Source organism: Planococcus sp. A6 (assembly GCF_028823615.1).
Classification (GTDB): Bacteria; Bacillota; Bacilli; order Bacillales_A; family Planococcaceae; genus Planococcus.
Genome location: NZ_JAPEHT010000038.1, coordinates 1 through 26,965, shown reverse-complemented (window position 1 = coordinate 26,965; position 26,965 = coordinate 1). Strand labels below are relative to the sequence as shown.

Sequence of the window (26,965 nt, the reverse complement as noted above, 5' to 3'; positions counted from 1 at the left end):
GATTAGTTTTTCTAGCTTATGATTCGCTTCCGACAATCTCTTCTTGCTGGGCTTTTTCGCTTTGCTCGATTTCGATCTGGCGGTAGCGTTGCATGCCAGTCCCTGCTGGAACCAGTTTCCCGATAATGACATTCTCTTTCAGGCCGAGAAGCTCATCGCGTTTTCCTTTGATCGCCGCGTCGGTAAGGACACGAGTCGTTTCTTGGAAGGACGCAGCAGACAAGAACGATTCTGTTTCCAGGGAAGCTTTCGTAATCCCGAGGATGACAGGTCGGCTAGTTGCTGGCATATTGCCGGCAAGTACTGCTTTTTCATTCGCTTCTGTGAACTGGTGAATATCAAGAAGAGAACCTGGCAGCAAGTCAGTATCTCCGGCTTCAATAACGCGGACTTTACGGAACATTTGACGAACCATAACTTCAACGTGCTTATCGCCGATTTCTACCCCTTGCATGCGGTAAACTTTTTGAACTTCTTTCAATAGATACAATTGTACAGATTGGACTTCTTTGACTTGAAGCAATTGCTTCGGATCAATAGAGCCGTCTGTCAGCACTTCACCGCGCTGAATCGTATCATCTACTTGAACTTTCAAACGTGCATTGTAAGGCGCCAAGTATTTGCGTGTTTCCACATCGCCTTGAATCGTGATTTCCTTCTGGCCTTCGCGGATTTCATCAATCTCGGTAATCGTACCGGTGATTTCAGAAATAACAGCTTGCCCTTTCGGATTTCTGGATTCGAAGATTTCTTGGATACGCGGCAAACCTTGTGTGATATCGTCTCCTGCTACACCGCCTGTGTGGAACGTACGCATCGTGAGCTGTGTACCTGGCTCACCGATTGACTGGGCAGCGATGATTCCCACAGCTTCGCCGACTTCCACTTCGTCGCCTGTTGCAAGGTTCGTACCATAACATTTTTTGCAAATGCCGTGTTTTGTATTACAAGTAAAGGCAGAGCGGATCGTCACTTCTTTGATGCCAGCTTCGATTACGAGGCGGGCCAAGTCTTGCGTAATAAGTGCGTCTCTTTCTACAATTACTTCTTTTGTTTCCGGATGGCGGACCGTTTTCTTCGCGTGACGGCCGACAATCCGTTCTTCAAGCTCTTCGATGACTTCCGTACCTTCCATGAGTGCGCCAACCAATAAACCACGGTCAGTTCCGCAATCATTTTCGCGTACGATAGCATCTTGTGCAACATCGACAAGACGGCGAGTCAAGTAACCGGAGTCAGCTGTTTTCAGTGCTGTATCGGCAAGACCTTTACGCGCACCGTGAGTCGAGATGAAGTATTCGAGTACCGTCAGACCTTCACGGAAGGAAGATTTGATCGGAAGTTCAATAATGCGGCCGGCCGGGTTGGCCATGAGTCCGCGCATACCCGCAAGCTGCGTGAAGTTGGACGCGTTACCACGCGCTCCGGAATCACTCATCATGTAGATCGGGTTCAGCGTATCAAGGGATGCCATCAGTTTTTCCTGGATGATATCTTTTGCATTGCTCCAATATGAGATAACGCGCGTGTAGCGCTCTTCTTCCGTAATCAAACCACGGCGGAATTGCTTCATCACTTTATCTACATTGTTTTGGGCTTCAACTAGGATTTCACCTTTGTCAGGCAAAACGACCTCCCGACTGTAATGCCGGCTTGTGTTGAATATTTGAATCCGAGGCTCTTCATGCGGTCAAGCATGCGGGAAGTTTCCGTAATATGGAAACGCTTGAACACTTCTGCGATGATTTCCCCAAGGATTTTCTTCTTGAACGGCGTTACAAGCTCTGACTCCTGGATATGCTTGCGAACATCCGTCGTTGTAGGGACGAAGTATTTCGCAGGTGTTTCCACTTGCAGGTTGTAATCGGTCGGTTCATTGATATAAGGGAACGATTTCGGAAGAATTTCATTGAAAATGACTTTTCCGACTGTCGTCAAAAGAAGCATTTTGTTTTGTTCTTCCGTAAACGTCGGGTTGTTTACAGATCCAGCCTGAACCGCGATACGCGTGTGCAGATGCACATGTCCAGTTTGGTAAGCAATCAATACTTCTTCAGATCCGGAGAACGTAGCCCCTTCGCCTGTTGCACCTTTGCGCTCTAGCGTCAGGTAATAGTTTCCAAGAACCATATCCTGTGAAGGCGTTACGACCGGTTTTCCATCTTTCGGGTTCAAGATGTTCTGTGCTGCAAGCATTAGAAGACGAGCTTCTGCTTGCGCTTCAGATGAAAGCGGTACGTGGACAGCCATTTGGTCACCATCAAAGTCGGCGTTATAAGCCGTACAAACGAGTGGGTGAAGGCGGATGGCCTTACCTTCGACAAGTGTCGGTTCAAATGCTTGGATACCGAGTCTGTGAAGTGTAGGTGCGCGGTTCAATAGAACCGGGTGCTCCTTGATAACATCTTCAAGTACGTCCCAAACTTCTGAATGGAGACGTTCGATTTTACGCTTCGCGCTCTTAATGTTATGAGCAAGCCCACGTTCAACCAATTCTTTCATAACGAACGGCTTAAAGAGTTCAATTGCCATGCCTTTAGGCAATCCGCATTGATACATCTTCAAGTTCGGTCCTACGACGATTACAGAACGTCCCGAGTAATCAACACGTTTTCCGAGCAAGTTCTGGCGGAAACGTCCTTGCTTCCCTTTCAACATATGAGAAAGAGATTTCAATGGACGGTTACCAGGACCTGTAACCGGACGGCCGCGACGGCCGTTGTCAATCAATGCATCAACCGCTTCTTGAAGCATGCGTTTTTCGTTCTGAACGATGATGCTTGGCGCACCAAGGTCAAGCAAACGCTTGAGGCGGTTGTTACGGTTGATGACACGGCGGTAAAGGTCGTTCAAGTCAGAAGTCGCAAAACGGCCTCCGTCAAGCTGAACCATCGGACGCAATTCCGGCGGGATGACAGGAAGGACATCCAAAATCATCCAATCCGGATTGTTTCCAGAGTTGCGGAAAGACTCTACTACTTCAAGGCGTTTGATCGCACGTGTGCGGCGCTGGCCTTGTGCAGATTTAAGTTCTTCTTTCAACGCATCTGTTTCGCGCTCCAAGTCAATTTCCTGAAGCAAACGTTTGATCGCTTCAGCACCCATTGCTGCTTGGAACTTCTTGCCGAATTTATCGCGGTATGCGCGATATTCTTTTTCGGAAAGCAATTGTTTTTTCTCGAGCGGTGTATCCGCCGGATCGATTACTACGTAAGAAGCAAAATAGATAACTTCTTCCAAAGAACGCGGGGACATATCCAAGATAAGACCCATGCGGCTTGGGATTCCTTTGAAATACCAAATATGGGAAACCGGTGCTGCAAGCTCGATATGGCCCATGCGCTCACGGCGCACTTTTGAACGGGTTACTTCGACGCCACAGCGATCACAGACGACACCTTTATAACGGACGCGTTTGTATTTTCCGCAATGGCATTCCCAGTCTTTTGTAGGACCGAAAATACGTTCACAGAACAAACCGTCTTTTTCAGGCTTTAACGTACGGTAGTTGATTGTTTCTGGTTTCTTGACTTCCCCATAGGACCATGAGCGAATTTTATCGGGTGATGCCAATCCGATTTTCATATACTCAAAATTATTTACATCTATCAAGGAGCCTACCTCCCTTTTGTCTCGAGTTTCTGTACGGCTCTTCCTCGTTTATGGCTGAATCGATAAGTTTCTTTCTTCTATATATACGTTATTCAATCGTGCCTACTGGTGATTCTTCGTCAGCGATCGGCAGGATATTCAGTGAATCTGCAGGTTGAAGATCGTCTTCTTCATCCAAATCGCGCAATTCGATTTCTTCATCGTCGATTGTGAGCATCTTAACGTCCATGCCCAAACTTTGAAGCTCTTTGATCAATACTTTGAAGGATTCCGGAACGCTTGGTTCTGGAACACTTTCACCTTTGACAATCGCTTCGTACGTTTTCACACGGCCGACCACGTCATCTGATTTAACTGTCAAGATTTCTTGGAGTGTATGTGCAGCACCGTATGCTTCAAGTGCCCAAACTTCCATCTCCCCGAAACGCTGACCGCCAAATTGCGCTTTACCGCCGAGTGGCTGTTGCGTAACCAGTGAGTAAGGTCCAGTTGAACGTGCATGGAGTTTATCGTCAACCATATGTGCCAGTTTGATCATGTACATGATTCCGACAGAAACACGGTTGTCGAATGGTTCACCTGAACGGCCATCATAAAGGATGGTTTTACCGTCGCGCGGCATACCAGCTTCTTCCATCGTTTCCCAAACATCTTCTTCATTAGCGCCATCAAATACGGATGATGCCATGTGAAGGCCTAGAGAACGGGAAGCCATACCCAGGTGAAGTTCAAGTACCTGTCCGATATTCATACGGGACGGAACACCAAGCGGGTTCAACATGATGTCGATCGGTGTGCCATCAGGCATGAACGGCATATCTTCTTCAGGTAAAATGCGGGAGATAACACCTTTGTTACCATGGCGTCCGGCCATTTTATCCCCAACGGAGATTTTCCGTTTTTGGACAATATAAGCACGTACCAATTGGTTAACGCCCGGTGGCAATTCGTCTCCATCTTCGCGGTTGAAGATCTTCACATCAAGCACGATTCCGCCTGCACCGTGAGGCACACGCAGGGAAGTATCGCGTACTTCACGCGCTTTTTCACCGAAAATTGCATGAAGCAGACGTTCTTCTGCAGTCAATTCCGTAACCCCTTTTGGCGTTACTTTACCGACGAGAATGTCGCCGTCTTTTACTTCAGCACCGACACGGATAATGCCGCGGTCGTCCAAGTTGCGCAACGCATCTTCGCCAACGTTAGGAATATCACGCGTAATCTCTTCAGGCCCGAGTTTTGTATCACGCGAGTCTGATTCGTATTCTTCGATGTGGACCGACGTGTAGACGTCATCTTTAACAAGGCGCTCACTCATGATGATTGCATCCTCATAGTTAAAGCCATCCCAAGTCATGAAGCCGACAAGCACGTTACGGCCAAGCGCCATCTCACCGCGCTCCATTGAAGGTCCATCTGCCAGGATATCGCGTTTCTCGACGCGGTCGCCGACTTTGACGATCGGGCGCTGGTTATAGCTGGTACCTTGGTTTGAACGGATGAATTTTTGCAGGCGGTACGTATCCACGTCGCCTCTGACTTCATTGCCTTCTACGTTTTCGATGCGGCGAACGCGGATTTCTTTCGCTTCAACGAATTCAACAATTCCGCCATGCTTCGCGATTACAGCAGCACCTGAATCACGTGCAGCCAAGTGCTCCATGCCAGTTCCGACAAACGGAGCTTCTGGATTCAATAGAGGCACAGCTTGGCGCTGCATGTTCGCTCCCATTAATGCACGGTTGGAGTCATCGTTTTCAAGAAACGGAATACAAGCAGTCGCAACAGACACGACTTGTTTTGGAGAAACATCCATATAATCGATGCTAGAACGGCTGTAAACAGTGTTCTCACCGCGGAAGCGGGCAACGACTTCTTCTTCGACAAACGATCCGTCTTCATTCAAGCGCGAATTCGCCTGAGCGACGACATAGTTGTCTTCTTCATCAGCCGTTAAGTAATCGATTTGGTCGGTGACTTTATTCGTCTCCGGATCGACGCGGCGATAAGGTGTTTCGATGAATCCGAATTTATTCACTTTGGCAAATGTTGAAAGTGTGTTGATCAAGCCGATGTTCGGGCCCTCAGGCGTTTCGATCGGGCACATGCGACCATAGTGAGAGTAGTGAACGTCACGAACTTCAAAGCCAGCGCGCTCACGCGTCAAACCACCGGGCCCAAGCGCAGATAGACGACGTTTGTGTGTCAATTCTGCAAGCGGGTTCGTTTGGTCCATAAACTGAGACAATTGAGAACTGCCGAAGAACTCTTTAATCGATGCAATAACCGGACGGATATTGATCAATTGCTGAGGTACAATCGATTGTGTGTCGTTGATTGACATACGCTCACGTACAACACGTTCCATACGGGACAAACCGATACGAAATTGGTTCTGCAGAAGTTCGCCAACTGAACGCAGACGACGGTTACCTAGGTGGTCAATATCATCTGTGTTGCCAACGCCATGCAGCAAGTTGAAGAAGTAGCTGATAGACGAGATGATATCCGCAGGCGTTACGTTTTTGATCTTGTCTTCGATATATGCATTGCTGATGACAGTGATTTCTTTTTGCTCATCGTCATTTGGCGCATAGATTTTAATGGATTGAAGTGTTACGTCGTCTTCAAGAACGCCTCCAGCTTGGGAAACGGTATGGAAACCAACGCCATTCTCCAAATTAGGGATCAAGCGGTCAAGGACACGGCGGTCAATAACAGTTCCAGCTTCTACTAAAATTTCACCCGTTTCAGGATCGACGAGTGTTTCTGCAATCGTCTGATTAAACAAGCGGTTTTTAATATGAAGCTTTTTGTTCATCTTGTAACGGCCGACATTCGCCAAGTCATAGCGTTTTGGGTCGAAGAAACGCGAGTAAAGTAAGCTCTTAGCGCTCTCTACTGTCGGTGGCTCTCCAGGGCGAAGGCGCTCGTAAATTTCAAGAAGCGCTTTTTCCGTGTTTTCGGTGTTATCTTTTTCCAAAGTGTTTTGCAAATACTCGTTATCGCCGAGCAATTCAATGATTTCCTGATCGGAACCAAAGCCTAATGCACGCAGAAGAACCGTTACAGGCAATTTGCGTGTGCGGTCGATACGTACGTATACGACATCTTTTGCATCGGTTTCATACTCAAGCCATGCACCACGGTTTGGAATGACAGTAGCGCCAAAACCGCGTTTGCCGTTTTTATCTGTCTTGTCGTGGAAATAAACACTTGGCGAGCGGACTAATTGCGAAACGATGACGCGCTCTGCGCCGTTGATGACGAAAGTTCCAGTCTCCGTCATCAATGGGAAATCACCCATGAAGACATCCTGTTCTTTCACTTCATCCGTTTCTTTGTTGTGAAGACGCACTTTTACGCGAAGCGGTGCTGCGTAAGTAACGTCCCGTTCTTTCGATTCATCAACCGGGTACTTAGGATCCGCTAGGCTGTAGTCGACGAATTCCAAGGAAAGGTTTCCTGTGAAATCTTCGATTGGCGAAATGTCGCGGAACATTTCACGAAGCCCCTCTTCTAAGAACCATTCGTAAGAAGACGATTGGATCTCAATCAGATTCGGGAGATCTAGAACTTCACTAATTCTCGAAAAACTTCTGCGTTGACGATGCTGACCGTACTGAACTAGTTGACCTGTCAACTTATTCACCCCTCAATAAAACGATTATAGGACTTTGCGATATCTGTAAAATAGTGTATGATATCGAAAAGACAAAAAGAAAACGAGACCGCATATGAGCTCATTTTCGGTTTACACATGTTAAAACTGGCCGCCATGCTCTGCCCGAAAAAGGGCAAACGACCTCAAAATAATATTTTTTGCATTTTATTATAATATCACAGGCGTTTTGTCAAGTCAAACTTTTCTGGCCTCGAAAATAAAGTAACCTTTCTTCTTATCAGCGACCCGGACGTCGCCAAACAACTCCTGCAATTTCTCTTGAGTCGAAGGGGCGCCCTGCTTTTTCTGTATGACAACCCATAACGATCCGGAAGCCACAAGTTTTTCATACGCTTCTTCATAAAACCGGAAAATCGTCTCTTTTCCCGCACGAATTGGCGGATTTGTTAAAATAGCGCCGAATCCTTGTTGCTCAACATTGGACAAGCCGTCGCTTTCATAGACTGAAACATTTTCAACACCGTTTAACACGGTGTTTTTTTGTGCGAGTTCAATGGCTCTGGCATTAATGTCCACCATGTGCACATGTCTTTGTGGAAATGCTTTGGCGATAGCCATTCCGATCGGTCCATACCCGCAACCCACATCGAGGATAGGCCCTTCTACAGACGGTTCATCACCCACGCCTGAATCCGTTTGAAACCGGAACGTCTCGCCCCGCAATGTGTAGGTCCACTCTTGGGGTTTGCTTTTAGTTTGAGGATTTTTGGAATAATAGTGTTGGGACATACGGAGCCCTCCTTCCATCATACAATCTCAAGTTCTCACTGGATTGGATTTAAAAAGAAGAAAAAGCCCGTCGGTGAATACTGACGAGCTTTCTTTCTTATAATATAGGTGAATTATTTAACTTCTACAGAAGCGCCAACTTCTTCAAGTTTAGCTTTGATTTCTTCAGCTTCTTCTTTAGTAGCGCCTTCTTTAAGAGCTTTAGGAGCTTCGTCAACAAGACCTTTCGCTTCTTTCAAGCCAAGGCCTGTAACTTCGCGAACAACTTTGATGACTTTGATTTTTTGGTCGCCAGCAGAGTTAAGGATTACGTCGAACTCAGTTTGCTCTTCTTCAGCAGCGCCACCAGCAGCAGCTGCAGCAACTGGAGCAGCAGCAGTTACGCCGAACTCGTCTTCGATTGCTTTTACTAGGTCGTTAAGTTGAAGAATTGTCATTTCTTTGATTGCGTCTAGAATTTGTTCTTGTGTCATTATAATTTCCTCCTATGATAGGTAATTTTTTGTCGTACTCAGGATGCTAAGAGATTAAGCGCCCTGTTCTTCTTTTTGGTCTGCAACTGCTTTTGTAGTAGCAGCGAAGTTGCGGACTGGAGCTTGTAGTACGCTGAGTAGCATAGACAATAGGCCATCGCGTGATGGAAGTTCAGCAAGAGCTTTCATTTCATCTGCAGATGCAACATTGCCTTCGATGATACCGGCTTTAATTTCTAGTGCTTCGTTGCCTTTTGCGAAATCGTTGATGATTCGCGCTGGAGCAACGACGTCTTCGTTCGAGAATGCGATAGCGTTCGGTCCTGTGAAGTGTTCGTTGATCGCTTCAAGGCCGTGAACTTCTGTCGCGCGGCGAGTCATGGAGTTTTTGTAAACTTTAAACTCGATGCCTTCCTCACGAAGCTGTTTACGAAGTTCTGTAAGTTGGGCAACGTTCAAACCGCGATAGTCAACAACGACAACCGATGCAGCAGCGTTGAATTTGTCAGCGATTGTTTGCACAACAACTTTTTTCGTTTCAATTGCTTTGCTCATGTGGGCACCTCCTATAGATTTGTCATTCATACCGTCCGTCCATAAGAAAAGCCTCTGGTCCAGTACAGACACAGAGGCATAAAATCAGCATCAATTAAGATGGAATCTGAATTCATCATGTCCTCGGCAGGGATTCATTAAGCGGCAAGCCGCCCCTACTGTCTGCGGTACAAATGGTTATTTCACAACTTCGCCAGTATAACGAAGTTGCGAAAGAATGTCAATATTTTATTTAACTACTACTTTTGCAGGGTCTACTTTGACAGCAGGTCCCATTGTAGTCGTTACGTTTAGTGATTTCATGTACGTGCCTTTAGCAGCAGATGGCTTAGCTTTCAAGATCACGTCATAGATTGCTTGCAAGTTCTCAGCAAGTTTGTCGTCTTCGAAAGACACTTTGCCGATCGGCGCGTGAATGATACCGGATTTTTCTGCACGGTATTCCACTTTACCAGCCTTGATTTCCTGAACAGCTTTCGCTACATCAAATGTAACAGTTCCTGTTTTCGGGTTTGGCATCAAGCCTTTTGGTCCAAGAACGCGTCCAAGTTTACCAACTTCGCCCATCATGTCCGGAGTAGCGACGATAACGTCGAATTCGAACCAGCCTTGTTGGATTTTTTGGATGTACTCAGCATCGCCGACATAGTCAGACGCTTTGAGTTTTACCAGTACCGTTTGGAAGCACAACTGCCCCACGGATTTGCTGGTCATTTTTACGCGTGTCGATTCCTAGGCGGAAAGCGACTTCTACAGTAGCGTCGAAGTTAACTGTGCTTGCCTTTTTTGCAAGTTCGATAGCTTCTTTCGCTTCGTAGAGCTTAGAACGGTCGATCAGTTTTGCTGCTTCTTGCAGCTTTTTGCCTGTTTTAGCCATTTTAAACGTCCTCCTTGTTGTGGTCTAACGGATTGAACCTCCCACGATTAAGGGCTGCGCTGTTCGCGTTGAACTGCGCAACCCATCCAAAAACAACTTCTTGAAATTAGTCTTCGATTGTAATGCCCATGCTGCGAGCAGTACCTTCAACCATCAACATTGCAGCTTCAACTGAAGCGGCATTTAGATCTGGCATTTTAGTTTCTGCGATTTCGCGAACTTGGTCGCGTTTCACAGTCGCTACTTTATTGCGGTTCGGTTCACCTGAACCTGATTCAATACCTGCTGCTTTCTTCAATAGAACTGCAGCTGGCGGAGTTTTCGTAATGAAAGTAAATGAACGGTCTTCAAATACCGAAATCTCAACCGGAATAATAAGTCCTGCTTGTTCAGCAGTACGCGCGTTAAATTCTTTACAGAAGCCCATGATGTTGACGCCTGCTTGACCTAGTGCTGGTCCTACTGGCGGCGCTGGGTTAGCTTTTGCTGCAGGAATCTGCAATTTTACGACTTTAACTACTTTTTTAGCCACGAAACACACCTCCTTAAGTCCGTGATGTGGTAATAGGGTTTCCCCTCCCACTCATATCTGTCCGTCAACTTGATTTTCGTTGATAGAATTAATTGGTTTGTACAGATGCTGCCCTTTGGCAGTCTGACCTATGAAATGATACCACCATTGCAAAAAAATAGCAAGGGGCGTTGTTATACTTTTTGGACCTGCTCAAAATCGAGCTCCATTTTCGTTTCGCGCCCAAAGATGTCGATCGACACTTTGACTTTGCCTTTCGTATCGTCGATTTCTTCGACTTTCCCTTGGAAGTTGGCGAATGGCCCTTCCATGACTTCGACGGTGTCTGCGACTGCGAAATCGATATCCACTTTGCGTTCGGTCATGCCCATTTGCTTGAGGATGAAATCGACTTCTTCTTCTAGAAGAGGTGTCGGTTTCGCGCCCCCGCCTGATGAACCGATAAATCCGGTCACACCCGGCGTATTGCGGACGACATACCAAGACTCATCCGTCATGACCAATTCGACTAACACGTAACCCGGGAAGGTTTTGCGCATGACTGTACGTTTTTTTCCGTCTTTGAAATCTGTTTCCTGTTCTTCAGGGATGATGACGCGGAAGATCAAATCTTCCATTCCCATTGTTTCTACGCGCTTTTCCAGGTTCGCTTTTACCTTGTTTTCGTAACCGGAATACGTATGGACTACATACCAATTTTTCTCCATATTCGAGCGGACTAAGCGTCCATCCCTCCTTTTTTACAAATGAAAAAACCCGTTCCATGGAATGACGGGCTATTTTTCGTTATTCTTATGACTGTGTTACAGTGCCAGGAACCAACGGAATAATTCCGATATGCCGGTATCGATCAATGCGAAGAAAAGAGCCATGAAGATGACCGTTGACAGGACGACGATTGTATAGCGCGTCAATTCCTTGCGTTTTGGCCAGCTGACTTTTCTCATTTCCGAAACGACATTTTTAAAGAAATCGCCAATGTTACCCATTATCGTAAAAACCTCCGAATTTCAAAATCACTCTATATCGTCCGGCATTCAAAGTAATACTATTTCGTTTGTTTATGCACGGTATGCTCGTTACAATGAGCACAGAATTTTTTGAGTTCCAAACGTGTGCTTGAATCCGCTTTCGCAGGTACCGCATAATTGCGGGAAGCACATTTCGAGCAGCTCAACACGATTTTTTTAGCCATTATTCTCACCTTGCTCTATTTTACAGCTTTTTCAAGAGTATCATCATAAAAACTTGCTGTCAATAGTACTTACGAGGACCGGCTTTCACTCGCCTGCAGATGCCGCTCAAGTTTCCGCTTGACCCGCTGCAAGGCATTGTCGATTGATTTTACATGCCGTTCCAGCTTTTCAGAGATTTCCTGATAAGACTGCCCATCGAGATATAGCGTCAACACTTCACGTTCCAGCTCACTTAGCACTTCATCCATTTTGCCTTCCATGTAACGGAACTCTTCATTATGAATCATCAATTCTTCCGGGTCGTCCGCGCCGCTTCCCGCGAGCACATCCATCAATGTCCGATCCGACTCTTCATCGTAGATCGGCTTGTCGAGAGAGACATAGGAATTCAGCGGGATATGCTTCTGACGTGTGGCTGTCTTGATCGCCGTGATAATTTGGCGGACGATGCATAGCTCCGCAAATGCGCGGAATGAAGACAGTTTATCACTCCTGAAGTCACGGATCGCTTTGTACAAGCCGATCATGCCCTCCTGGATGATATCTTCTTTATCTGCGCCAATGAGAAAATAGGAACGGGCTTTCATCCGCACAAACGGACGGAACTTGGTGATAAGAAAATCCAAGGCTTCCGTGTTGCCGCTATGGACCAGACCGACAAGTTCTTCATCTGCCAATTCAGTAAAGTTACGGTTACGAACTTGCTCAAAATTTTCCACGGGTGATCCCTCCGATTGGGTGAGCCTCGATATTTCCAGTATACAGGAAGAAAAAATTGAGCGTCAACAGTTCATTTAAGGCCTCGTCGCCATTTTTCGAAAATTTCTGCCACTTCTCCTTCAAGCGGAATCTTGGAAATCGAGCGCTGCTCTTGGATCTCACGCACTTTCTTGGCAATGCGCTTGTCAATTTCCTCCATCTCAATTTCCAATTCACGCGCGGAGATGCGCAAAGCTCCTTTAGCAAAAATCACCCATTGTTCGGTCGAGTCGGATGTGGCGACATAAATTTGGTCACGCCGGCTATTCAGGCTGATCGCCAGCTTTTCAATCCGTTCATCGGCCGTCTCGCTTGAACGGGTGAAAATGACTTCCACGTCGCTATGCAAATTTTTCGCTTCGATGCCCGGTACCAGGTGGGCATCGAACACGACGATGACACGCCACCCTTTAAAACCTTGATATTCGGCCATCCGTTCGATGAGCCGGTCGCGCGCGTCTGCCAGGCGTTCTTTCTTCAGCGCTGTTAGTTCTGTCCAATCGCCAATGATGTTATAGCCATCTACCAGCAGGATATTCATGGCATCACCCGATTGGATGGCGCTTGCGGTAGACTTCATACATCAACAGGCTGGCAGCCACCGATGCGTTCAAGGAAGTCACATGGCCGACCATCGGCAATTGATAAAGGAAGTCGCATTTATCGCGCAAGATGCGGCTCATGCCTTTGCCTTCGCTGCCGATGATGACGGCAAGCGGCAAGGTCGCATCCATGCGCCGGTAGTCCACCGATTCTTTGGCGTCGGTGCCGGCGATCCATACGCCGCGCTTCTTCAATTCATCGACCGTCTGAGACAAATTATTAACGCGCACAACCGGCACGTGCTCAATCGCCCCAGTCGATGATTTCGCCACGACGCCGGTCAAACCGACCGCACGGCGCTGCGGGATGATCAAGCCGTGGGCGCCTACGGCATCTGCCGTACGCATGATCGATCCAAGATTATGCGGGTCTTCCAGTTCATCGAGGATGAGGAAGAACGGATCTTCTTGCTTGTCTTGGGCTTTCGCGAACAACTCTTCCAGTTCTGCATAGCGATACGCCGCGACTGCTGCGGCAATCCCTTGGTGATTCGTATCGGTCAGTCCGTCAATTTTCTTTTTCGGGACGAACTGCACCAGCACTTTCTGTTCTTTCGCCAATTGAAGAAGTTCTGCAATGCCTTTTTTCTGGACGCCTTCCGCGATCCAGATTTTATTGATGTCGCGCTTGGCGCGCAATGCTTCTAGCACCGGATTTTTGCCTCCGATGATTTCAGGTGTTTCCTCTGTCATTTGACCACTCCTCTCGGCTCTTCAGCAATGGTGATTGCATAATTGATCAATTCATCCAGTCGCTCCTGCTCTTCTTTTAAATACAACCAGCCGAGCACCGCTTCAAATGCGGTGCTGAAATTATAGGTCTGGACATCGGTATTTCTCGGCACCGAACCGGATTTCGCATTGCGGCCCCGCCTCATGATGGCTAGCTCTGTTTCGGTCAGGACGCCTTCATCAACAAAGCGCTTCAAAATGAGCGCCTGGGACTTAGCCGAAACGAACGCCGTCGAAGACCGGTGAAGGATATTCGGCTTGACACGGCCCGCGTGAAGCAAGTGTGCACGCACTGCCGTCTCGTAAACGGCATCTCCCATATAAGCGAGTGCTAAGGCATTCAATTGATCAACATCTTGTTTTCTCAATACCATCCGCCTTAGCCTCTCTTCCAGCGCGTACCTTGCGCTGTATCTTCCAAAATGATGTTCTGTTCTTTCAATTGATCGCGGATTTCATCCGATCTTGCGAAATCACGGTTTTTGCGTGCTTCGATACGCTCTTCCAATAATGCTTCAATCTCCGCATCCAAAAGCTCTGATTGCGCAAACGGCAAGCCAAGAACTCCCGCCAACTCATCAAACACATCGATGAAAGTTTGAAGAACCGGTTCAGCCGTCTGTTTCTCAAGCAAGTAAGTATTCGCAAGTTTCGACAGGTCGAACAGCTTTGAGATGGCATTCGCCGTATTGAAATCATCGTCCATGGTTTCGATGAATTCCTGCTTGATCGCTTCGATTTTCGACAGCCAAATATCGTTATGGTCGCCAAGGCCGGCTGAATTCTCCAAGCGGTGTTTAACATTGCCATACGCCGTACGGATCCGCTCCATCCCTGCTTGCGCGTCTTCTACCAATCCTTTGGAGTAATTGATTGGATGGCGATAATGAACCGACAGCATGAATAGGCGCAGCACTTGCGGGTCGAGTTCTTTTAAGATGTCATTGACCAGTACGAAGTTATTCAATGACTTGGACATTTTTTCGTTTTCAATATTAATATACCCGTTATGCATCCAATAACGCGCAAACGGCTTGCCTGTATAAGCTTCCGATTGGGCGATTTCATTTTCGTGGTGTGGGAACGTCAAATCCTGCCCGCCGGCATGGATATCGATCGTATCGCCAAGGTGTTCTCTTGCCATCACCGAGCATTCGATATGCCAGCCCGGGCGTCCTTTGCCCCATGGGCTTCCCCAGGAAATTTCGCCAGGTTTTGCCGCTTTCCACAAAACGAAATCCAGGGCATCCTGTTTTTTATCTCCGGCTTCGATGCGAGCACCGATTTTCAATTCATCCACTGACTGGTGGGATAATTTCCCATACCCATCGAACTTACGCGTATGGTAATACACATCGCCTTGCGATTCATAGGCATAGCCTTTTTCAATGAGTGCTTCAATAAACTCCACGATTTGCGGCATATGCCCCGTAACACGCGGATGGACATCTGCTTCTGCGCAGCCGAGTGCTTTCGTGTTGTCGAAATATGCAGTGATAAAGCGTTCTGCAATTTCCGGCACTTCCTCGCCAAGTTCATTTGCCGCTTTGATCAATTTATCGTCGACATCCGTGAAATTCGATACATATTTCACGTCGTACCCGCGGTATTCCAAGTAACGGCGCACCGTATCATAGACGATGACTGGGCGGGCGTTGCCGATATGGATGTAGTTGTAGACAGTCGGACCGCACACATACATTTTCACTTTGCCTTCTTCAAGCGGCACGAACGCTTCTTTTTGGCGCGTCAATGAATTAAAAATCTGGATACTCATAATAACTTCCCTTCTTCCTGCTGCTGGTTGTTTTCTCTTTTCAGCTGTTCCACTTCACGCTGCAAGGCGGCGATCTTCATTTCCATGCCATCGCATTTGTCCATGACTGGATCCGGCATGTTCTGGTGGTTCAAGTCTCTGTTTTTTACTTTGACGCCGTCCTGGATGACGACTTTTCCTGGAATGCCGACAACCGTTGAATTCGGGGGCACGTCTTTCAAAACGACCGAACCCGCTCCGACTTTGGAGTTTTCACCGACCGTAATTGAGCCGAGCACTTTTGCGCCTGTCGCGACCAGCACGTTATCTGCGAGTGTCGGATGGCGCTTGCCGCGTTCTTTGCCAGTTCCGCCAAGTGTAACGCCTTGATAGAGCGTCACATCGTTGCCGATTTCACAGGTTTCCCCAACAACGACACCCATGCCGTGGTCGATAAACAAACGCCGGCCGATGACGGCACCCGGATGGATTTCAATTCCTGTGAAGAAGCGGCTGACTTGGGAAATCGCCCGCGCGATGAAAAACAGTTTCTTCTTAAAGAAGAAATGCGCCAAACGGTGGGCCCAGATGGCGTGCAGTCCGGCATACGTCAGCACCACTTCAAAATAACTACGGGCAGCAGGGTCTTGTTCAAAAATAACATCAATATCTTCTTTCAATAATTTCCACATCCGGCATTCTCCTTTCTGTTCCAATATAAAAAGCGCCCCTGTCAATTGCTTGACAGAGACGCTTTCCCGCGCGGTTCCACTCTGATTAAAAGGACATGTCCTTTTCTCTCGAAGCCTTTAACGCAGGCAAACGTCTGGTCTACTCGTTTCGACTCAGCACTCGGGGAGGCATTTCAGGAACGCAGCGGCACAGGTCACTTACAGCCGGTGATGACCCTCTCTTTGGAGCATGCTTTCCTTACTTCTTCCCGTCAACGTTTTGATAATTGGTAAATTCATTGTACACGCTTATGCGCATAAGTCAAAACTTTATGCCCCTGCGTATTGGCCGACGCGCGCAATCGCTTTTTCCTTGCCAAGAAGCGCAATCGCATCCGGCAATTCCGGTCCGTGCGTCTGCCCTGTCGTCACGACGCGGATTGGCATGAAGAGGTTTTTCCCTTTATGGCCAGTCGCTTTTTGCACCGCTTTGATCGCGGACTTGATTTCAGCCGGTTCAAACGCGTCTAAAGAAGCTAGCTGCTCTTTGAAAGCCGCCATGACTTCCGGTACTTGCTCGCCGCTCAAGACTTCTTTTTCAGCTTCGCCATAATGAAGGTCATCCGTAAAGAACAAGTCAGACAACTCGACGATTTCTGCACCGAAGCTCAATTGTTCATGATACAAGGCGATCAATTTCTCTGCCCACTGTGCTTGCTCTTCCGATAACTCCTCCGGCAGCTTACCGGCTTTTTGAAGATGCGGCAACGCCAACCCGACGACTTCTTCGAGCGACATTTGTTTGATGTATTGGTTGTTCATCCACGTCAATTTTTGCTTATCGAACATCGACGGCGACTTCGACAAACGCTCGGTGTCGAAAATGCGGATCAATTCTTCTTTCGAGAAGATCTCTTCTTCGCCTTCTGGAGACCAGCCGAGCAGCGCAAAGAAGTTAAACAGCGCTTCCGGAATATAGCCGAGGTCTTTGTACTGGGAAATGAACTGGATGATCGACTCGTCGCGCTTCGATAGCTTTTTGCGGTCTTCGTTAACGATCAAGGTCATGTGTCCGTAAGTTGGGTGATCCCAGCCAAATGAATCGTAGACCATTTGCTGTTTCGGCGTGTTTGACAAATGCTCTTCCCCGCGGAACACGTGGGTGATCTTCATCAAATGATCATCGATGACCACTGCGAAATTGTACGTCGGAATGCCGTTCGTCTTCACGACAACCCAGTCGCCGACATCTTTTGATTCGAATGAAATCTCGCCGCGCACCATGTCATCGAATTTATACGTGACATCCGCCGGCACTTTCATGCGAAGAGAATACGTCTCGCCAGCCGCTTCTTTTCCAGCGACTTCTTCGGCCGTCAAATTGCGGCAAGTCCCGCTGTACTGAGGTGCCGCAACACCAGAGGCACGTTGGGCTTCACGTTCTTTCTCGAGCGTATCCGGCGTGCAGAAACATTTGTAGATATCGCCTTTTTCCAATAACTCATCGGCGTATTTTTTATAGATGTCCAAACGCTCCATTTGGCGATACGGGCCGTATTCCCCGCCCACGTCAATCGACTCGTCGTGCTCGATGCCGAGCCATTTCAAGTTGTCGATCTGGGACATAACGCCCGTTTCAATATTGCGGGCTGTATCCGTGTCTTCGATGCGAATAATAAATTTGCCATTCATATGGCGAGCATATAAATAATTAAATAGCGCTGTGCGGGCTCCGCCGATATGTAAGTGTCCAGTCGGGCTCGGTGCATAGCGTACGCGTGTTTCTTGTGTCATTTGGTTTCCTCCTAAAATTGCCTTAATCCTTTAGTTATTCTATCACTCCGGGACGTCCAGCGAAAGCGGGCGCTGATTGAGTAGAATGACCGCAAGCGCCGCGATTCCTTCTTCCCGGCCGGTAAAGCCGAGATGTTCGGATGTCGTCGCTTTGACGTTCACTTGCGAAATATCCGCTTCTAATAGCTCCGCAATCGATGCGCGCATTTGCTCGATATAAGGCGCAAGCTTTGGTTTTTGTGCAATGACCGTGCAGTCGACATTGCCGAGTTCATATCCCTGTTCTTTTACATATTCCCAAATATGCGTCAGCAATTCCTTAGAATCGGCATCTTTAAATTCCGGGTCGGTATCCGGGAAATGTTTGCCGATATCTCCCCCGCCGATCGCGCCGAGTGCTGCGTCCGTGATCGTATGCAATAGCACATCCGCATCCGAATGGCCGAGAAGCCCCCGGTCGTGTTCGATTTCAACGCCGCCTAAAATAAACGGGCGCCCTTCCGCCAATTGATGCACATCGTATCCTTGTCCAATTCGTATCATCATTATTCCTCCTGTAATCGACTCGCAAGAATCGCTTTTCCATAAATCAAATCATCCGGTGTCGTCATCTTGACGTTCTCATACGTACTTTCCACAATCTGTACCGGGTGCCCCATCCGCTCCACAAGCATCGCTTCGTCCGTTCCGAGGAACCCGTCGGCTTGCGCCCGTTGCGCCGCTTCCATTAAGAGCTCATAACGGAATGCCTGCGGCGTCTGGATCATCCACAACTCCGCACGATCCACCGTTTCGGTAGTGACGCCTTCGCGAACTTTTTTGATCGTGTCTTTTACCGGCACGCCGGCAATCGCAGCGCCGGATTCATTTGCCCTCTCCACCAACTCGCGAATGACAGCTGGGCTGATGAACGGCCGCGCAGCGTCATGCACGAGCACGACTTCGGATTGCCTCGCCATTTCAAGGCCCGCGCGCACGCTGTCTTGCCGCTCCGCTCCACCTGCTGCATAGCCTTTGACTTTCTTGATTCCATAATGCTTGACATACTTCTCGATCAGTTCGCGCTCATCTTCCTTGACCGCAAGCCACATGCCCTCACAATCCGGGTCCCGATCGAACACTTCCAATGTATAAATGAAAATCGGTTTGCCGGAGAGTTCAAGCAATAATTTATTGCGGTCGGCTTTCATTCGTTTCCCGCTGCCGGCAGCAGGCAATACGACTGTATATTTCATGACAGACATCCTTTATTTTTTTGATCCATTTTTCTTCACAGCCAGACCTTTAGGCTTGGCAAAAATCATCCGCCCTGCAGAGGTCTGCAATACGCTCGTCACCACAACATCGATCGCTTCGCCAATATGGCCCTTGCCTTCTTCGATGACAATCATCGTGCCATCGTCCAAATATGCGACCCCTTGATTTTGCTCTTTGCCGTCTTTAATGACCACCACGTGCATTTCCTCGCCCGGTATGACGACAGGCTTCACCGCATTGGCAAGATCATTGATATTCAAAACCGGCACATTATGGAGCTCACACACTTTATTCAAATTAAAATCATTTGTCACAACTTTCCCGCCCATTTTTTGGGCTGCGCGCATGAGCTTCATATCGACTTCAGCCGCATCGCCGAAATCCTCTTCCGTAATCATGATCGCCCCTACGCGCTCTGTCTGCAGGCGCTTCAGGATATCGAGTCCCCGTCTGCCGCGTGTGCGCTTCAACGTGTCGGACGAATCCGCAATGTGCTGAAGCTCTGCAATGACAAATTGCGGCACGACGAACGTCCCTTCCATAAATCCGGTCTCTGAAATATCCGCAATCCGCCCATCGATGATAACGCTCGTATCGAGCAATTTATACACCGATTTTTCCACCGGTTCATCTTCTGGCTTTTTGCCGTTAGAATGTTTGGCAGGCGCGAGCATCCCCGTCAGCTCATCACGCTTTTGGAACCCGACCTGGAATCCCAGATAACCGAGCACAACGGAAAGAATGATCGGTGCCACTGTCGCGATTAATGGCACATCAATGGTATTTAAGGCAAAGCCGACCAAAAAGGCAACCACTAAGCCAATAATCATCCCAAGCGAGCCAAACAGCAAATCCGCTGTCGGTGCATGGAGCAGTTTACTCTCCATCCATTTCATGAAATGGACAATCGAATCGACGAACAATAAAGACAATACATAAAAAATCGCAGCACCGATAATGGCAGCGACATACGGGTTGTTGATCCATGGATTATTAGAGATAGAAATAAGTTCAAAAGCATATGGCAAAAACAAAATTCCAACCGTAGCGCCTACTAATAAAAACAATAGCTGAATAATTTTCCGAAGCATCTATTCCACCTCCTCCTCTTGATATTATACACGTTTTATTTATGAAACTCTCTGCATAACCCCACCCTGCCGATAATAGAAAAAAAAGAGGCATTGCTGCCCCTTATTGTTGCGGGAATAATTCCTTCAGCGCCTCGTTTATAGTTTCAACGCCAACGACGCGGATTCCTTCCGGAAAATCCCAACCGCCCATATTCGATTTCGGGATGATGGCACGCTTAAAGCCCAGTTTCGCCGCTTCTTGCACGCGCTGTTCAATGCGCGACACTCGGCGCACCTCTCCGGTCAACCCAACCTCACCGATAATGCAATCATCCACTTTCGGTGCAATATCACGGAAACTTGAGACAATGCTCGCGAGTACTGCCAAATCGATAGCCGGTTCATCCAGTTTCACGCCGCCTGCGACTTTTATATACGCATCTTGCGACTGCAGCATCAAGCCGACGCGCTTCTCAAGCACCGCCATCAATAACGATACCCGATTTTGGTCAATTCCAGTCGCCATTCGTTTCGGATAATTAAAGCTCGATGGGGTGACCAATGCCTGAATCTCCACCAGTATCGGCCGTGTCCCTTCCATGGAAGCGACAACCGTAGATCCCGCTGTGCCGCTTGAACGTTCCTGCAAAAATAACTCGGAGGGATTCAATACTTCCTTTAACCCGCCTTGCAGCATTTCAAAAATCGCAATTTCGTTCGTCGAACCGAAGCGGTTTTTAACACTGCGCAAAATGCGGTACGTATGATGCCGTTCCCCTTCAAAATAAAGCACTGTATCCACCATATGCTCCAAAATACGAGGCCCGGCAATCTGCCCTTCTTTCGTTACGTGGCCGACCAGGAAAATCGCGATGTTTTTCGTTTTCGCCACCCGCATCAATTCCGCTGTGCTTTCACGAACTTGCGTCACACTGCCGGGTGCTGATGTCACTTCCGGATGATAGACCGTCTGAATTGAATCGACAATCACGAAATCCGGTTCTACTTCTTCAATCGTATGATGGATCAGCTCCAAATTGGTTTCCGCAAAAATCAATAAGTCCCCGGAAACCGCATCCAGCCGCTCCGCTCGCATTTTCGTCTGGCGAATCGACTCCTCCCCTGAAATATACAACACTTTCTTGCCAGCTTTCGCAAGAAGCGCCGATACTTGCAAGAGCAATGTCGATTTTCCGATCCCTGGGTCGCCCCCGATCAAAACAAGAGAACCGGAAACAATCCCGCCGCCGAGTACGCGGTTCAATTCTTCCATTTCCGTTTTCGTCCTTGGCTCTTCTTTCGTTTCTATCGAATTGATCGGTGTCGCTTTTTGGGCAATTTGCGGTGCACTATGCTGGAATGCGCCCCTTGTGCCTTTCGGTGCTGCAACTTCCGTTTCTTCTGTCATCGTATTCCATGCCGCACAACCTGGGCATTTCCCCATCCATTTGGCAGACTCATAACCGCAGGACTGGCAGATGAACTTTATCTTTTTCTTCGCCATAGTTACCTCCTATATATAGAAAAAGCCTGGCAGATGAACTTTATCTTTTTCTTCGCCATAGTTACCTCCTATATATAGAAAAAGCCCGCCGGAGATATATCCGGCGGGCAGGATATCGTTACGATTTCTCTACGGCCCCTTCATTCGTACGGACAATGAATTCATCGCCCTGTACATCGAAGACAATTTTTTGCCCGGCAATTGCTGTACCTTTCAACAACTCTTCAGACAAACGGTCTTCGACATGTTTTTGAAGTGAGCGGCGCAAAGGACGTGCTCCGTATTCCGGATCATACCCCTCTTTGGCAATTTTATCAAGCGCTGCCTCTGTCAGCTCCAAATCGATGTCCTGCTCTTTCAAACGGTCCGTCAATTGCTGCGTCATCAGCTCGACAATCTTGCGCAAATCGTTCTTTTCAAGTGAATGGAAGACAATCATATCATCGACACGGTTCAAGAATTCAGGACGGAACGCTTTCTTCAATTCCGCGAGCATCTTGCCCTTCATGTCTTTATAATCCGTCTTCGAATCTTCCAGGTTGAAGCCAACATACTTATTGTATTTCAATTCCTGTGCCCCGACGTTCGACGTCATGATGATTACCGTATTGCGGAAATCGACGCGGCGCCCTTTGGAGTCTGTTAAATGCCCGTCTTCAAGCACTTGCAAGAGGATATTGAAGACTTCAGGGTGGGCTTTCTCGATTTCATCAAGCAAGACCACTGAATATGGCTTTCTGCGGACTTTCTCCGTCAGTTGGCCGCCTTCTTCATAACCGACATAGCCTGGAGGTGAACCAACAAGGCGTGAAGTCGTATGGCGTTCCATGTACTCGGACATATCGATGCGGATCATCGCATCTTCATCCCCGAACATCGACTCAGCCAAAGCTTTCGCAAGCTCGGTTTTACCGACGCCTGTTGGCCCTAGGAAAATGAACGAGCCAATCGGACGTTTCGGATCTTTCAACCCGGCACGCGCACGGCGGATCGCTTTCGAAATCGAAGTCACCGCTTCATCTTGGCCGATTACACGACTATGAAGGATCTGCTCCAAATTAAGCAATTTATCGGATTCTGTCTGCGCCAATCTCGATACCGGCACGCCTGTCCACATAGAGACGACTTTCGCAATATCTTCAACTGTCACTTCAGACTCTTCTTTGCCTTGCTTTTCTTTCCATTCTTTCTTCGTCTGGTCGAGCTCATCTTTCAACTTCTGCTCTGCATCGCGAAGAGAAGCCGCTTTTTCGAATTCCTGACTCTGCACCGCTTCATTCTTTTCAGAACGCGCAGCTTCAAGACGGGCTTCAAGCTCTTTCAAATCCGGTGGAGTCGTATACGAACGCAAACGCACTTTCGAACCGGCCTCATCGATTAAATCGATCGCTTTATCCGGCAAGAAGCGGTCGGAAATATAACGGTCAGACATTTTCGCTGCCGCAACAATCGCTTCATCAGTAATTTTCACGCGGTGATGCGCTTCGTAACGGTCGCGCAAGCCTTTAATGATCTCGATTGATTCTTCAACCGTCGGCTCATCCACTTGAATCGGTTGGAAACGGCGCTCAAGCGCTGCATCTTTCTCGATGTACTTGCGGTACTCATCCAGCGTGGTGGCACCGATGCACTGCAATTCACCACGTGCAAGCGATGGTTTCAAGATATTCGAAGCATCAATCGCGCCTTCTGCACCGCCGGCCCCGATCAATGTATGAAGCTCATCAATAAAGAGAATGACATTGCCCGCTTGGCGTATTTCATCCATCACTTTTTTCAAACGGTCTTCAAATTCACCGCGGTATTTCGTTCCGGCAACTACCGTACCCATATCAAGCACCATGACGCGTTTGTCGCGAAGCGTTTCCGGAATTTCATTATTAACGATTTGCTGTGCAAGCCCTTCTGCGATGGCTGTTTTACCAACGCCAGGCTCCCCGATCAATACCGGGTTGTTTTTCGTTCTACGGCTCAATACTTCAATCACACGCGTGATTTCGTCACTGCGTCCAATGACTGGATCCAAGCTGCCTTCACGCGCAACTTGCGTCAAATCACGTGCCAAGCCGTCCAAAGTTGGTGTATTGGCAGAAGCATTTGGGCTCGTGCCAGTCGATGCTTGCTCGTTGCTGCCAAGCAGCTGCAATACTTGCTGGCGCGCTTTGTTCAAGCTGACACCGGCATTTCCAAGTACACGTGCAGCAACTCCTTCACCTTCACGAATTAAAGCAAGCAGTAAATGCTCTGTTCCGATATAAGAGTGGCCAAGCTTGCGGGATTCATCAACCGACAGCTCGATCACTTTTTTAGCCCGCGGCGTATAATGAACAATCGGCCCGACATCTTTTTCACCGACGCCGACCAGTTCTTTGACACCGTCTTCGATCAATTGTGTATTCACTTCAATCGCTTCAAGTGCTTTCGCGGCAATTCCGCCGCCTTCTCGGATCAAACCAAGCAAAATATGCTCAGTTCCGATCGATTCGTGCTTCATGCGGATTGCCTCTTCTTGAGCTAATTGAAGAACTTTTTGTGCGCGTTGTGTAAATCGGTTGAACATCATGCAAAATCCTCTCCTTTTGTATTTATCCCGTTATCAGCTAACCTCTCCCGGAACAATTCCGCCCGGGCAAGGTCACGTTCCTTCGCTTCCAATGGTCGTCCCGCATACTGCTGCAAAAACGCAGGTTGCATAAAGACCATCAATTCATTCAGTATCGACATGTCTACATCCGTAATTAGATGAAGGTCGATGCCAAGTCTCACATCTGATAAACATGTAGCGGCTTCTTCCGTATTCAACAGACGGGCGTGGGTCAGGACACCTAACGACCGGTACACCCTATCTTCAAGGAGCAGCGGAGAATTCGCATTCAATGCTTCCCTTGCTCTTCGTTCCTGTTCAATAATCTGCTCGGTCATGTTTTGCAAATCCTGCAAAATCTCATACTCTGATTTCCCCAATGTTACTTGGTTAGAAATCTGGTATACATTACCAAGCGCTTCACTTCCTTCTCCGTAAATCCCTCTAACAACCATCCCCAGACGGGATATAGCCGGGATGATCCGGTTGATTTGATGGGACATCGTTAAAGCTGGCAAATGAAGCATGACAGAAGCACGCATTCCTGTGCCTGTGTTTGTAGGGCAACTGGTCAAGTAACCGAACTTCTCATGAAAAGCGTATGAAAGATTTTCTTCCAAAAGCGAATCCATTTTATTCGCTATGTCATATGCTTCCTGCAAATGAAAGCCTGACTGCAAACTTTGAATCCGCATGTGATCTTCTTCATTGACCATCACGCTAAGCTCTTCTTCATCAGATAATAATACAGCACTGGAATGCTGACTGTTCGCTAAATAAGGGCTAATTAAATGTTTTTCTACCAACACTTCACGCTGCAGGTCATTTAATTCTTCAATATTGATATGAGTAAACCCGTATCCAACTTCCTTTCCCTTATCCAGTAATACCGAAGAAACGGCTTTATCAACTTTCAACGCCTCATCCTCAGAAAATGCATATGGAAATTTAAACTCATCTAAATTCCGTGCCAATCGGATTCTCGTACTCATAGCTATATCAACATGTTCACCGTTATTAGCCATCCAACTGCTCGCACGGGGTTGAAGGAAACGGTCAATCGCCAACGTCCCCACCTCCTTCAAGCTTTTCATTCAAGCCCTTTACTTGATCTCGTAGCCTTGCAGCTTCTTCAAAGTTCTCATCTTGTATCGCAGCCTGCATTTGCTTTCTCAGTTCTTCAATTTCTTTTTTAATTTTCAACGTCGTTCCATAAGAAGCAGGAATCTTCCCTGCATGTTCTGTATTTCCATTTTGCACTCGTTTTAAAATCTCATCTAGCTGAGGCGCGAAGGTACTATAGCACTTAGCACAGCCAAATTTACCAAGACTCAAGAACTTTTGAAAAGTAAATCCACAAGACGGACAAGCTGGAACTTCTTTTCGTACAGGACTCACGGCGGCTTGTTGCTTCGGAAACCAATTAGCTAATAAATTATGAATCGCCATCGGGTCTTGATCAAAAGAAAAACTGATATTATGGTTTTCTGCCGCACAAACGTGACAGAGGTGCCTTTCTGTTAAATGGCCCTGCTGGTTTTGCTTCACGATGACTGTAGCAGGCCGTTCTCCACATTGTTCACAAATCACTTGATCACTCCTTGCCCGTTTGACTCATATTGAATAGTAAATAACATCGCCACTAGAATCCGTGCCCGCACTTCATCTCGTACAGGAAGAGGTAGACCGAGAGTAGAACGATCAATGGCACTCAAAATCAATTTAGCTTCACGCTTGGATATAACTTCTTCACTCAAGAGCCTCCATACAATATCTTCAGCCATGGTTTGTGAAGCACCCGTTTCCAGCCTATTAATAATTTGGGCAATTAAATCCGATTTTTTATGAAGGCGTACTTTCTTTATACGGATATACCCGCCCCCACCACGCTTACTTTCAACTAAGTATCCACGATCTAATGTAAATCTAGTATTTATCACATAATTAATTTGGGATGGAACACATTGAAATTTTTCGGCAACCTCACTTCGTTTAATCTCAATATGGTCCTTACCGCTTATTTCGATAATCTCTTTTAAATAACCTTCAATTATATCTGAAATATTCCGCATCGCTTTCACCTCTTTAGCGTTTAAATGCGCTAATGATTGACTTTGACTATATTTGACTTAATTATACATAAGCGATTTACGGATATCAAATACTTAGTTTGGGACAGAAAAAGTCTCGGGTGAAATATCCCGAGACTCGTCATTCTTGGTCCATCATCCGTTTCATAAAATCTTTAGTATGACTAGATACCGAACGAGTTTTTTCTTCGACATACTTGGTTTTCCAACGTGTGCCCTCTTGCCAAACTTCTACTATATCCCCTTTATTTACATCATGAGTAAAGTCTGCAATGGGGTAAGTATATTGTTCAGCAGAATCTTTTAATGAAACTAATAATGCTGTTCTTTTCTCGACCGTTTTCACTTTGTAATAACCAGCTTTCATAAGTTTTCACCTCAGTTCTTTTTTCCCTTTATAATATATTTTCAATCCTTTTTTTAATTTGAAATACAAAAAAGACCGCTACCGGAATGAACCGGTAACGGCCTTTCTATTTGCCCA

The 26,965-nt window shown here is 47.3% G+C and carries 24 protein-coding genes, 2 pseudogenes and 2 other annotated features; all 26 genes and pseudogenes read right to left on the bottom strand.

The features are described 5' to 3' along the window. Positions 1 to 16: 16 nt before the first annotated feature. The 26 genes and pseudogenes from rpoC to ON064_RS07580 all read right to left on the bottom strand — a co-directional run bounded on the left by rpoC (position 17) and on the right by ON064_RS07580 (position 26,848). Positions 17 to 3,612, bottom strand: a pseudogene (gene rpoC, locus ON064_RS07705) (DNA-directed RNA polymerase subunit beta'). A gap of 88 nt (positions 3,613 to 3,700) precedes the next feature. Then, positions 3,701 to 7,255 (bottom strand): DNA-directed RNA polymerase subunit beta, encoded by a 3,555-nt coding sequence (gene rpoB / locus ON064_RS07700; RefSeq protein ID WP_274624308.1) that lies wholly within the window; start codon positions 7,253 to 7,255, stop codon positions 3,701 to 3,703. A 216-nt stretch (positions 7,256 to 7,471) separates the two neighbouring features. After that, positions 7,472 to 8,026 carry a class I SAM-dependent methyltransferase gene (locus ON064_RS07695; RefSeq protein WP_274624307.1) on the bottom strand — a complete coding sequence of 185 codons (555 nt, stop codon included), beginning with the start codon at positions 8,024 to 8,026 and terminating at the stop codon, positions 7,472 to 7,474. Positions 8,027 to 8,139: 113 nt separating this feature from the next. Continuing rightward, positions 8,140 to 8,499: a 50S ribosomal protein L7/L12 gene (rplL, locus tag ON064_RS07690; protein ID WP_121301283.1), complete on the bottom strand. Its 360-nt coding sequence runs from the start codon at positions 8,497 to 8,499 to the stop codon at positions 8,140 to 8,142. A gap of 54 nt (positions 8,500 to 8,553) precedes the next feature. Beyond that, positions 8,554 to 9,054, bottom strand: coding sequence for a 50S ribosomal protein L10 (gene rplJ / locus ON064_RS07685; protein ID WP_101189186.1), 501 nt, complete (start codon positions 9,052 to 9,054; stop codon positions 8,554 to 8,556). A 35-nt stretch (positions 9,055 to 9,089) separates the two neighbouring features. Then, positions 9,090 to 9,240 (bottom strand) — a sequence feature (ribosomal protein L10 leader region). Positions 9,241 to 9,282: 42 nt separating this feature from the next. After that, a pseudogene (gene rplA / locus ON064_RS07680) lies at positions 9,283 to 9,931 on the bottom strand (50S ribosomal protein L1). Between the two features lie 106 nt (positions 9,932 to 10,037). Beyond that, positions 10,038 to 10,463 (bottom strand): 50S ribosomal protein L11, encoded by a 426-nt coding sequence (rplK, locus tag ON064_RS07675; RefSeq protein ID WP_058382184.1) that lies wholly within the window; start codon positions 10,461 to 10,463, stop codon positions 10,038 to 10,040. A 173-nt stretch (positions 10,464 to 10,636) separates the two neighbouring features. After that, the gene (gene nusG / locus ON064_RS07670; RefSeq protein ID WP_058382185.1) at positions 10,637 to 11,170 is read right to left on the bottom strand and encodes a transcription termination/antitermination protein NusG; all 534 of its coding nucleotides are present in this window, start codon (positions 11,168 to 11,170) and stop codon (positions 10,637 to 10,639) included. A gap of 96 nt (positions 11,171 to 11,266) precedes the next feature. Next, entirely contained in the window at positions 11,267 to 11,452 is a 186-nt protein-coding gene (gene secE / locus ON064_RS07665) for a preprotein translocase subunit SecE (protein WP_058382186.1), read from the bottom strand. A 59-nt stretch (positions 11,453 to 11,511) separates the two neighbouring features. After that, positions 11,512 to 11,658, bottom strand: coding sequence for a 50S ribosomal protein L33 (rpmG, locus tag ON064_RS07660; RefSeq protein ID WP_058382187.1), 147 nt, complete (start codon positions 11,656 to 11,658; stop codon positions 11,512 to 11,514). Positions 11,659 to 11,727: 69 nt separating this feature from the next. After that, complete coding sequence (gene sigH / locus ON064_RS07655) at positions 11,728 to 12,378, bottom strand: RNA polymerase sporulation sigma factor SigH (protein WP_058382188.1); 651 nt, start codon at positions 12,376 to 12,378, stop codon at positions 11,728 to 11,730. 71 nt (positions 12,379 to 12,449) lie between these two features. Beyond that, positions 12,450 to 12,959 carry an NYN domain-containing protein gene (locus ON064_RS07650; protein WP_274624309.1) on the bottom strand — a complete coding sequence of 170 codons (510 nt, stop codon included), beginning with the start codon at positions 12,957 to 12,959 and terminating at the stop codon, positions 12,450 to 12,452. A 4-nt stretch (positions 12,960 to 12,963) separates the two neighbouring features. After that, a complete protein-coding gene (gene rlmB / locus ON064_RS07645; RefSeq protein WP_274624306.1) occupies positions 12,964 to 13,713 on the bottom strand; it encodes a 23S rRNA (guanosine(2251)-2'-O)-methyltransferase RlmB in 750 nt (249 codons plus the stop codon). Then, positions 13,710 to 14,126, bottom strand: a complete 417-nt coding sequence (locus ON064_RS07640; RefSeq protein ID WP_274624305.1) for a Mini-ribonuclease 3 — start codon at positions 14,124 to 14,126, stop codon at positions 13,710 to 13,712. Before ON064_RS07640 ends, rlmB begins: the two co-directional genes overlap by 4 nt. A 5-nt stretch (positions 14,127 to 14,131) precedes the next feature. Continuing rightward, positions 14,132 to 15,529, bottom strand: coding sequence for a cysteine--tRNA ligase (gene cysS / locus ON064_RS07635; RefSeq protein ID WP_274624304.1), 1,398 nt, complete (start codon positions 15,527 to 15,529; stop codon positions 14,132 to 14,134). Next, positions 15,526 to 16,200 carry a serine O-acetyltransferase gene (gene cysE / locus ON064_RS07630; RefSeq protein WP_274624303.1) on the bottom strand — a complete coding sequence of 225 codons (675 nt, stop codon included), beginning with the start codon at positions 16,198 to 16,200 and terminating at the stop codon, positions 15,526 to 15,528. Before cysE ends, cysS begins: the two co-directional genes overlap by 4 nt. 51 nt (positions 16,201 to 16,251) lie before the next feature. Then, positions 16,252 to 16,464 (bottom strand) — a binding site (T-box leader). Between the two features lie 45 nt (positions 16,465 to 16,509). Further along, positions 16,510 to 17,973 (bottom strand): glutamate--tRNA ligase, encoded by a 1,464-nt coding sequence (gene gltX / locus ON064_RS07625; RefSeq protein ID WP_274624302.1) that lies wholly within the window; start codon positions 17,971 to 17,973, stop codon positions 16,510 to 16,512. A 42-nt stretch (positions 17,974 to 18,015) separates the two neighbouring features. Continuing rightward, the gene (ispF, locus tag ON064_RS07620) at positions 18,016 to 18,516 is read right to left on the bottom strand and encodes a 2-C-methyl-D-erythritol 2,4-cyclodiphosphate synthase (protein ID WP_274624301.1); all 501 of its coding nucleotides are present in this window, start codon (positions 18,514 to 18,516) and stop codon (positions 18,016 to 18,018) included. Positions 18,517 to 18,518: 2 nt separating this feature from the next. After that, positions 18,519 to 19,208 (bottom strand): 2-C-methyl-D-erythritol 4-phosphate cytidylyltransferase, encoded by a 690-nt coding sequence (gene ispD, locus ON064_RS07615; RefSeq protein ID WP_274624300.1) that lies wholly within the window; start codon positions 19,206 to 19,208, stop codon positions 18,519 to 18,521. Positions 19,209 to 19,220: 12 nt separating this feature from the next. Then, positions 19,221 to 20,321, bottom strand: coding sequence for a PIN/TRAM domain-containing protein (locus ON064_RS07610; protein WP_274624299.1), 1,101 nt, complete (start codon positions 20,319 to 20,321; stop codon positions 19,221 to 19,223). Positions 20,322 to 20,424: 103 nt separating this feature from the next. Continuing rightward, on the bottom strand, positions 20,425 to 21,807 hold the full coding sequence (gene radA, locus ON064_RS07605; RefSeq protein ID WP_058382198.1) for a DNA repair protein RadA: 1,383 nt from the start codon (positions 21,805 to 21,807) through the stop codon (positions 20,425 to 20,427). 118 nt (positions 21,808 to 21,925) lie between these two features. Beyond that, positions 21,926 to 24,370, bottom strand: coding sequence for an ATP-dependent Clp protease ATP-binding subunit (locus ON064_RS07600; RefSeq protein ID WP_274624298.1), 2,445 nt, complete (start codon positions 24,368 to 24,370; stop codon positions 21,926 to 21,928). Beyond that, positions 24,367 to 25,458, bottom strand: a complete 1,092-nt coding sequence (mcsB, locus tag ON064_RS07595) for a protein-arginine kinase McsB (protein ID WP_058382200.1) — start codon at positions 25,456 to 25,458, stop codon at positions 24,367 to 24,369. Before mcsB ends, ON064_RS07600 begins: the two co-directional genes overlap by 4 nt. Then, positions 25,448 to 25,981 (bottom strand): UvrB/UvrC motif-containing protein, encoded by a 534-nt coding sequence (locus ON064_RS07590; protein ID WP_274624297.1) that lies wholly within the window; start codon positions 25,979 to 25,981, stop codon positions 25,448 to 25,450. Before ON064_RS07590 ends, mcsB begins: the two co-directional genes overlap by 11 nt. After that, complete coding sequence (locus ON064_RS07585; protein ID WP_274624296.1) at positions 25,978 to 26,463, bottom strand: CtsR family transcriptional regulator; 486 nt, start codon at positions 26,461 to 26,463, stop codon at positions 25,978 to 25,980. The genes ON064_RS07590 and ON064_RS07585 overlap by 4 nt, the downstream gene beginning before the upstream one ends. Before the next feature lie 139 nt (positions 26,464 to 26,602). After that, positions 26,603 to 26,848 carry a hypothetical protein gene (locus ON064_RS07580; protein ID WP_101189173.1) on the bottom strand — a complete coding sequence of 82 codons (246 nt, stop codon included), beginning with the start codon at positions 26,846 to 26,848 and terminating at the stop codon, positions 26,603 to 26,605. Positions 26,849 to 26,965 lie beyond the last annotated feature (117 nt).

Excerpts from the sequence above, each read along its gene's own strand:
- ON064_RS07695 (WP_274624307.1), bottom strand. The coding sequence starts at position 8,026 with ATGTCCCAACACTATTATTCCAAAAATCCTCAAACTAAAAGCAAACCC.
- rplL (WP_121301283.1), bottom strand. The coding sequence starts at position 8,499 with ATGACACAAGAACAAATTCTAGACGCAATCAAAGAAATGACAATTCTT.
- rplJ (WP_101189186.1), bottom strand. The coding sequence starts at position 9,054 with ATGAGCAAAGCAATTGAAACGAAAAAAGTTGTTGTGCAAACAATCGCT.
- nusG (WP_058382185.1), bottom strand. The coding sequence starts at position 11,170 with ATGGAGAAAAATTGGTATGTAGTCCATACGTATTCCGGTTACGAAAAC.
- secE (WP_058382186.1), bottom strand. The coding sequence starts at position 11,452 with ATGGGTAACATTGGCGATTTCTTTAAAAATGTCGTTTCGGAAATGAGA.
- rpmG (WP_058382187.1), bottom strand. The coding sequence starts at position 11,658 with ATGGCTAAAAAAATCGTGTTGAGCTGCTCGAAATGTGCTTCCCGCAAT.
- ON064_RS07650 (WP_274624309.1), bottom strand. The coding sequence starts at position 12,959 with ATGAATATCCTGCTGGTAGATGGCTATAACATCATTGGCGATTGGACA.
- rlmB (WP_274624306.1), bottom strand. The coding sequence starts at position 13,713 with ATGACAGAGGAAACACCTGAAATCATCGGAGGCAAAAATCCGGTGCTA.
- ON064_RS07640 (WP_274624305.1), bottom strand. The coding sequence starts at position 14,126 with ATGGTATTGAGAAAACAAGATGTTGATCAATTGAATGCCTTAGCACTC.
- cysS (WP_274624304.1), bottom strand. The coding sequence starts at position 15,529 with ATGAGTATCCAGATTTTTAATTCATTGACGCGCCAAAAAGAAGCGTTC.
- cysE (WP_274624303.1), bottom strand. The coding sequence starts at position 16,200 with ATGTGGAAATTATTGAAAGAAGATATTGATGTTATTTTTGAACAAGAC.
- gltX (WP_274624302.1), bottom strand. The coding sequence starts at position 17,973 with ATGACACAAGAAACACGCGTACGCTATGCACCGAGCCCGACTGGACAC.
- ispF (WP_274624301.1), bottom strand. The coding sequence starts at position 18,516 with ATGATACGAATTGGACAAGGATACGATGTGCATCAATTGGCGGAAGGG.
- ispD (WP_274624300.1), bottom strand. The coding sequence starts at position 19,208 with ATGAAATATACAGTCGTATTGCCTGCTGCCGGCAGCGGGAAACGAATG.
- ON064_RS07610 (WP_274624299.1), bottom strand. The coding sequence starts at position 20,321 with ATGCTTCGGAAAATTATTCAGCTATTGTTTTTATTAGTAGGCGCTACG.
- radA (WP_058382198.1), bottom strand. The coding sequence starts at position 21,807 with ATGGCGAAGAAAAAGATAAAGTTCATCTGCCAGTCCTGCGGTTATGAG.
- ON064_RS07600 (WP_274624298.1), bottom strand. The coding sequence starts at position 24,370 with ATGATGTTCAACCGATTTACACAACGCGCACAAAAAGTTCTTCAATTA.
- ON064_RS07585 (WP_274624296.1), bottom strand. The coding sequence starts at position 26,463 with ATGCGGAATATTTCAGATATAATTGAAGGTTATTTAAAAGAGATTATC.
- ON064_RS07580 (WP_101189173.1), bottom strand. The coding sequence starts at position 26,848 with ATGAAAGCTGGTTATTACAAAGTGAAAACGGTCGAGAAAAGAACAGCA.